The sequence below is a fragment of the Variovorax sp. 3319 genome (assembly GCF_031456585.1).
Lineage (GTDB): Bacteria > Pseudomonadota > Gammaproteobacteria > Burkholderiales > Burkholderiaceae_C > Variovorax > Variovorax paradoxus_P.
The window spans coordinates 1-7,059 of the sequence record NZ_JAVDUZ010000029.1 but is presented as its reverse complement, the minus strand read 5'-3'; the positions used below and the strand labels follow the sequence as shown (position 1 = coordinate 7,059).

Here is a 7,059-nt window from a genome sequence, read left to right as displayed (position 1 = left end):
GTGAGCTGGTCCAGGAACATGGGCACGCCATGGGCCAGTTGTTCGTTGGTTGCCGCCCGCAGCGGGCGCTGGGCCACCTTCACCTTGCACCGCGCAATCAGCTCATCGCGGTTGTTGGAAAGAAAACGGTGCGTGGAGACCTCCCTGGTCAGGGCACAAAGCGGTGGGGCGGGGCGCGCCAGCAGCTCGTGCTTCGGAGGCTCCGTGCCACTATAGGCGCATCGGGCTGGGAGGTCGAGGAACGATGTGGGCGCCGTATAGGGGCATCATCACTGCCCGCGTCACCACACCCAACGGGTTGGACTACAGCACGCCGCGCCGGTGGCCGACCTTGCCGCGCCGCAAGCGGCGAATGATGGTGCCAAGCGAGGCCAACACTCGCTCGAGCTCAACCACCATTCAAGGAATGCCCATGACCCAAGCCAAGACCCCCTCCGAGCGCAGCGACATGAATCTTGACCCCATCACCGGTGAACCCGGCTCGCATCCGGTCGGCACGGGCGCGGGTGCCACCGGCGGCGCCCTCGCCGGCGCTGCTGTCGGTGCCATCGGCGGACCGGCAGGCGCGGTAGCCGGCATGCTGGTGGGCGCCGTGGCCGGCGGCATGGGCGGCAAGGCCGTGGCAGAGCGCATCAACCCCACCGCGGAACACAGCCACTGGAAAAGCGCCTACACGCGCGAGCCTTATTACGAACCGGGCCTGAGCTACGAGCACTACGCGCCCGCCTATGAACTCGGCTGGAGCCGGCGCGCAACGGTGGACGACGACTTCGCGGCCGTCGAGCCGTCGCTGGCGCAAGAATGGGAAACACGCCGTGGCACTTCGTCGCTTGCCTGGGAGCAGGCGCGGCCTGCATCGCATGCAGCGTGGGAGCGCGCCGACCGGCTCTACATGCGCGAAGAAGACTCGTCGTTCCCCGAGGGCGATCCGCTCTCGAACGACGACGTGGTGGATGTGTTGAACGATGTGCTCGAGAACACGCGCGACGGCGAGGCGGGCTTTCGCACCTGTGCCGAAGAGGTGGAATCGCCCCAGCTGAAGCAGCTGTTCGCCACGCGCGCCGAGCAGTGTCGCGAAGCCGCGGCGCAACTCTCGCAGCTGGTGGTCTCCTATGGCGGAGAGCCGGCGGACGGCGGCACCGGCTCGGGCGCGCTGCACCGCGGCTGGGTGCACATCAAAGGCGCGATGGGCGCGAACAGCGAGCTGTCCATCCTCGAGGAATGCGAGCGCGGCGAGGACGCGGCGGTCGCGCGCTATCGAAAGGCCTTGCGACAGCCACTGCCTCAGGATGTGCGCGAGGTGGTGCAGTCGCAGGCGTATGCCGCGCAGCGCAACCACGATCAGATCCGTGACCTGCGCAACGAGGCACGCGCGGCGCGCGCCTGACCCAAGCGCCTGTGACCCAGGTGCGCGAGAGGCAGACGACCGCGCGGACTTGCTCCATGCGGCGGTCGTCTCGTTTGCGGGCCTTCACGGAGACGATGGGTCGCGTTGCGGTGCCGCTTTTGTAGGCGTAGCGCCTCCACGTAGATGTGGCGGCGCTCGCCGGCGATGCGTACACGCTTGTCCACTGCCTTATCCACCGAAACGGTGGAGAACTCACTCAAGCTGAACGTGCCGCAAGTTCTTTAGCATTTTTTGCAGCAAGACTGCCCATCGCAGCTGTCACTCGGAAGTGGCGCGCTCCGGCGGATCTAGGCACTAAACTTGCCTGTCCTCTCTCATGAACGAACGACCATCGCATCTCGATGATCTCCGGCGACATGCTGCCCGTTCGCGAGCCGCGGCCATTGGTGTTCAGCGCGCTCTCGCCGGTAAGCTGGCGAATCCTGAGACGTGCACCCTGGTTACTGATTTAGAGCACCAGGCTAGCGCTAGCCTCATGCAGCTTGCATTTGCGGCGGAGTCTCTGTACCTGCGAGAGGTCAGAAGGAGTAGCTCAGCAATCCTCGGCCAAAGTGCAGCGATATAAGTCGCCGCAGCGCGGCACCGGGAAGACCGGTCAACTGAGCGGCTCGCGCTAACGGCCGGCACTTGCTCATGGCCGAGTACCGCCACCGAACCAGGTCGCCTCGGGCGTGCGTTCACAGCAATCTCAGCCCCCGACCAAAATGAAGCGTCGTCTCGACGAGCTTGGGGATGTCGCCCATTTTCACGATCTCGGCACGTCCTTCCTCAGTGATGCGGAATACCGTAGCCAGCCGTGGCGAGACGTATGGTGCATTGACCTTGAGGGGCACGATTTCGGCCTCGATCAGACCCGTCGCCAAAAGCACCGAAACGCGCCGGACTTCTTCTGGCTCAACGACGCGAACCGGGAGCTGCACGTGCTGCAGCCTGTACAAGAACGAAAGCGGCATTCGGTCCTCCGAGTGCCGGCGCTTGCTCACCCAAAAACTCCGGCCGATTTTTGGTCGGCGAAATGTAGCTACTAGCGTCACCCAGCGCAACCACTGACTTACGATTGCAAGCCATTTTTGCGGAATATTTCACGTCGCCGCGAGGCGGCGGAGGATGGACTGCGACTCGGGGCAGACTGCGCACTCGCACCGGATCTCGACGACCTCCACGCGAGTACGTGCACTGGAACGACCTTCATGTCGGGCTCCAAAACTCGCAGGAACGCTACTCACTTCTACCGAGGCTAAAACTGCCGCGGCGCGATGGCCAGCGCTGCAGCGCCTTCGCGATCATTTCGCCGTGGCGCTGCGCCTCCAGTCGGGCCGCCTTCGCATCGGGAGGGGCGGGCCGCGGTACCGGCCGGCTGTTGGATTCCACTGATCTCTGACCCTAGGGGGGTGCGGACAAAAACTTGGACTACCAGGAGGTAATTCATGTATTCGTACGAAGACAGGGTTCGAGCGTGTTAGTGCCGATGCAATCTTGACCAGCTAAACCGCAAAGTGCCAATCCAATATTGACCAGGGTGTTCCACTGACCTGCTGAGAATTTCAGCAGGGATTCAAGGTGATCACCATGGACATGATTGGCAACGCCCGGCCCACCGTTCACTCTGATCGCAGTGCCCACTATCGTTGGCCTGGTTGGCTATCGAGGATCGGTGACGCGAAGCTGGTTCGCTCGATGTCTCGCAAGGGGTGCTCGCCTGATAACGCCGCGTGCGAAGGCTTCTTCGGGCGGCTGCAAACGGAACTGTTCTACCCTCGGGACTGGAAGGCCACCACGATCGAGCAGTTCTTCAAAGAAGTTGATTTCTACATCCGCTGGTACAACGAGAAGCGGATCAAGCTCTCCCTTGGCTCTCTCAGCCCCATCGAATATCGAGAGAGTCTTGGACTTGCGACATAAACCAGTCCAAGTTTTTATCCGCACCGCCGCCGGGTCAATTTTCGTGGCAATCAACACTCAGTGGTAGTCCTCTTCGCGCTGATGACGAATTGCCAATACCCTGACTTCCCGCCCTGGAAGGATTTCGTAGAGGGCCACATAGCCTGTGGAACCAAGCCCTACGATTAACTCTCGGCGCGTTGTACGCCTGCCGTCGCTCGCTTTCCGATACGCCCAAGGATTCTCGGCCAGCCGCTTCTTGATACTGGTGCGAAGCTGGTGCAGTACATGCTGAGCATGGTCCAGTTCCTCCAAGGTCTCTGACCGTGCGACGAGGAACTCAAACAACTGCTCAAGGTCATCCTCTGCTGGCGGAGTCATCTCAACCCCGAACAACTCAGTCACGTGCCAGGGCCTTGCAATTCGCGACGTCGTGCATCAATGCGGGCCTGGACGCGGTCAAACACTTCGTCCACGGGGCGTGAAACACCGGTTCGCAGGTAGGCCTGCCAAGCGGCCTCGCCACGCGCATGGAAGTCCGTTTGGACGCGACGGAAATCAACTGCTCGGCGCACGGCATCGGCCACAAAGGTGCTGATGGTTTCCTCTTCACCCAGGACCGCTTCGAGCTCGGCACGCAGTTCCGGCTCAACGCGAACGGCAGGTAAAGTGCACGATTTCATGGCCGCAAGCGTAGCACATTTGTAATGCATTTGCCACTTTGTCCCGACGCCGACATTGGAGGTGACTTCGAGTGTCAATCTTGTTGGGGGCGGGTGACTTCGGTTAGCGCGATTTTTCCTTGCGGCCGAGCATCGGATGGAGAAATCCGAGTTGTCACATCGGCCGTGAATCCCGGACCAGTTGCATGAGATCCGGGATGCCTGTGCACCCGCGCCGTTCGAAACGGGGGTGACAACCCAAGCGAGCGGTCAACACGCGGTCGGTGGCGCGATGGCTGCGACGGACCTCAGCGCTCTCCTCGGTAGCCTCCAGAGCAACAGCCTGGATGAACGATCGCATCTAGTATTCGATGCGCTGGTTCTTCTCCGCATAGGTGAAGCTCACGACGTCTTCAAGATCGAAGAATGTGCTGACATGCGTGCTGGCATCCGCCAAGGCTGTGGACGAGCCCGTGACGCAGGCCGTGCGCTGCTCGGCAGAATGCTTGAACATTCCCTTCAGAACGATGCCGTTGTACAACGTCACGGCGACCGCTTCGACTCGCACATCACGGCCATCCCTCGTGAGCGTGGCGATCGCTTCCTGAACTGCAAGCAGGGACATGATGCGCTCCGTACAAAGCAGTGCAGTGTGACACAGCGCCTGACCAGTGGCATTTCAAAACAGTGCCAAAGTTCGCGAGGCCCGGAGCCGACAGAGGGACCGACCCCAAGCGGGCACGTCGCTCGCGGTCTCTGGACCTGGAGGTCAACCACAGCTCAACGCAATGGCAGCCCGCATGTTCCTGCGACGCAGCGTCCAGAGAGGAACTGTGCTCCCTGCGAACCCTGCTCGGGGTTCTCGACCTTGGCTCCCGACGGGTGCGCACGCTCCGCGCCAAGCCGCGTTTCCATGAACCGGGCGGCGGCTGGGAGGCGCCGGCGAAGGTAGGTGTCCCGACTGCCGTTTTTCGGCAACGAAGTGCGGCCATAAGTTCTACGTCGTCGCGGCGGCTCACTCTCGGGAGGCTGTCAGCGAAATGCGTCAATGGCCTGCACGGGGCAGCCGACTTACCGGTTCAAGTGATTCAGGCGCCGCAGCGCAGCAGCGGCACCGCCTCGCAAGGGACGCAAGGAGCATCACCATATGGCAGACGACAAGATCGATGTGGGCGCCCAGGGGGCAGCGCAACCACCTCAACGGAGCCGGCGAGGACAGAAGCTGGTCGGGCGTGCGCGGCGTGACAGCGCCAGCGTTGCGAGATGAGCTGGTTGTCGCAGGCGACGAAGGCGGCAGAGTCCGGGCCTTCCTCACCAAAGATCCTCAGCCGGGCAAGGCAGTGGCTGCGCCATGCGCCAGTGCAATGATGAGCGGCGTCAGGGTCAACCTGGGAGCAGGTCCGCTTTGAACACTGGGTCCACGGACATTGCGCCTGCGGGAAAAAGCCGAAGCCTGCAGTTCGAGCTTGTGTTCAGTTTCGGCGTTGTCGTCACCTTGGTGGTCGCGTTGGGCCTGGCGTTCTATGTCAGCTTGCAGCGCTCCGCAGCCGGCATCGCCAAGTCATCGGTCAGCGAGAACAGCATGGCGAACCTGAGTCTGCGAAGCTCGTTGGAGATGTACAAGACACGGGCTGCCGAAAGCGACGTGCTGCGATCCGTCGGCCCCCTGGGAACGGGCTTGGCAACCGAGCGCGCCCTGTCGAAGATGCAAGCGCATCTGCGCAACCTGCGAGGACACCTCGCGAGCCTACGCTCGCTCTCGGCCGATCCGCGAAGCCGGCATCAGGTTCAACAGCTGGAGCTTCTGCTGCAGCAGTACGAAGACGGATTTCTCGCATTCGTCGGGATGCATGACCGGGGGCCCGACTCAGACGCCAGGCATCACCCGCGCCAATCCTATGTGACTGCGGCGGTCGCCATCGAATCGGCGCTGGAGCATCTGCACGCCGCCGCGACCGAGCACGAGTTTCAGGCGCGAAACGAAGTGGAAGGCGCGGCACGCCTCGCGCGGTGGCCCGCGGTGGCCGTGGTCCTGTTGGCCGCGCTTCTGGCCATGGCTGTCGCAACGATTGTCTGTCGGCGCATCATGTCCTCAATCGGAGCGATCGCCGCTTTCTCCCGGCGCGTCGCATCGGGAGACTTCAGCGCGCGCATTGCGGACAACCGACCGGACGAATTCGGCATCCTGGCGCGCTCCATGAACCAAATGGCCGAGTACATCGAGAGATCCAATGTGCTTTTGGCCAGCAGCGCCGACACCTTGAAGCACCAGACCAGCCACGATGCGCTGACGCGTCTTCCGAATCGCGCATTGCTGGAAGACCGCCTGCGACAGGCCATTTCCTATGCGGATCAATATGGTCGATTGATGACGTTGGTGTTCATCGACCTTGATGGCTTTCAATTGATCAACGACAGCCTGGGCCACAGGGCGGGGGACGAATTGCTGAAGATCATGGCCGAGCGGTTGAGCGGCTGCCTGCGCAGCGTCGACACGCTCGCGCGGACGGGCGGCGACGAATTCGCAATCGTTCTGTACGACCAGCCGGGGGACGGGACAGAGATCATGCCGGCGCTGCAAGGACTGCTGGAGGCGATTGCGCGGCCGGTCCAGGTCGGTGGCCAAGGGGTCCAGCTCACGGGTAGCCTGGGCGTGGCCGTCTATCCTGCGGACGGGACAGACGCCGATGCCTTGCTCATGAACGCGGATGCCGCGATGTACCGCGCCAAGGCCGCCGGCCGCAACAACTTCCAGTTCTATGCGGCCGGGATGAGCGGCACGATCCGGGAGAAGCTCGCCCTGCGTGAAGAGTTGCGCCACGCCGTCGAACGCGGCGAGTTCTACCTCGAATATCAGCCTCAGGTCGAGATGGGATCGGGTCAGGTGATCGGCGTGGAGGCGTTGATCCGGTGGCAGCACCCAAAGCGCGGCTTGGTGTCGCCGGCGGACTTCATCCCGCTGGCGGAAGAGGCGCGGCTCATCGTTCCCATCGGCGAATGGGTGCTGCGCACGGCCTGCTTCCAGAACAAGGCCTGGCAGGAGGCCGGGTTGCCCGCCTTCAGCGTCTCGGTCAATGTGTCCGCCCGGCAGTTCAAGGAGCGGACCTT

At 62.7% G+C, this 7,059-nt stretch carries 6 protein-coding genes and 1 pseudogene; 3 read left to right on the top strand and 4 right to left on the bottom strand.

Annotation, left to right across the window (positions count from 1 at the left end):
* Positions 1–412: 412 nt before the first annotated feature.
* A complete protein-coding gene (locus J2X67_RS27645) occupies positions 413–1,387 on the top strand; it encodes a PA2169 family four-helix-bundle protein (protein ID WP_309958203.1) in 975 nt (324 codons plus the stop codon).
* A 698-nt stretch (positions 1,388–2,085) separates the two neighbouring features.
* Here J2X67_RS27645 and J2X67_RS27640 read toward each other — a convergent pair.
* Positions 2,086–2,361, bottom strand: a complete 276-nt coding sequence (locus J2X67_RS27640) for a hypothetical protein (RefSeq protein WP_309958202.1) — start codon at positions 2,359–2,361, stop codon at positions 2,086–2,088.
* Positions 2,362–2,995: 634 nt separating this feature from the next.
* On the opposite strand from J2X67_RS27640, the pseudogene J2X67_RS27635 reads away from it, so the two are divergent.
* Positions 2,996–3,310, top strand: a pseudogene (locus tag J2X67_RS27635) (transposase); the annotation flags it as partial.
* Between the two features lie 57 nt (positions 3,311–3,367).
* On the opposite strand, the gene J2X67_RS27630 reads toward J2X67_RS27635, so the two are convergent.
* The 3 genes from J2X67_RS27630 to J2X67_RS27620 all read right to left on the bottom strand — a co-directional run bounded on the left by J2X67_RS27630 (position 3,368) and on the right by J2X67_RS27620 (position 4,576).
* Positions 3,368–3,694: a type II toxin-antitoxin system RelE/ParE family toxin gene (locus J2X67_RS27630; RefSeq protein WP_309958200.1), complete on the bottom strand. Its 327-nt coding sequence runs from the start codon at positions 3,692–3,694 to the stop codon at positions 3,368–3,370.
* Positions 3,691–4,050: a YlcI/YnfO family protein gene (locus J2X67_RS27625; RefSeq protein ID WP_281147562.1), complete on the bottom strand. Its 360-nt coding sequence runs from the start codon at positions 4,048–4,050 to the stop codon at positions 3,691–3,693. The genes J2X67_RS27630 and J2X67_RS27625 overlap by 4 nt, the downstream gene beginning before the upstream one ends.
* A gap of 262 nt (positions 4,051–4,312) precedes the next feature.
* Positions 4,313–4,576, bottom strand: a complete 264-nt coding sequence (locus J2X67_RS27620; RefSeq protein WP_281147561.1) for a hypothetical protein — start codon at positions 4,574–4,576, stop codon at positions 4,313–4,315.
* 780 nt (positions 4,577–5,356) lie between these two features.
* Here J2X67_RS27620 and J2X67_RS27615 point away from each other — a divergent pair.
* Positions 5,357–7,059: diguanylate cyclase domain-containing protein (locus tag J2X67_RS27615; protein ID WP_309958198.1), on the top strand; the 1,703-nt coding region annotated here is incomplete at its 3' end.

Excerpts from the sequence above, each read along its gene's own strand:
- J2X67_RS27640 (WP_309958202.1), bottom strand. The coding sequence starts at position 2,361 with ATGCCGCTTTCGTTCTTGTACAGGCTGCAGCACGTGCAGCTCCCGGTT.
- J2X67_RS27645 (WP_309958203.1), top strand. The coding sequence starts at position 413 with ATGACCCAAGCCAAGACCCCCTCCGAGCGCAGCGACATGAATCTTGAC.
- J2X67_RS27620 (WP_281147561.1), bottom strand. The coding sequence starts at position 4,576 with ATGTCCCTGCTTGCAGTTCAGGAAGCGATCGCCACGCTCACGAGGGAT.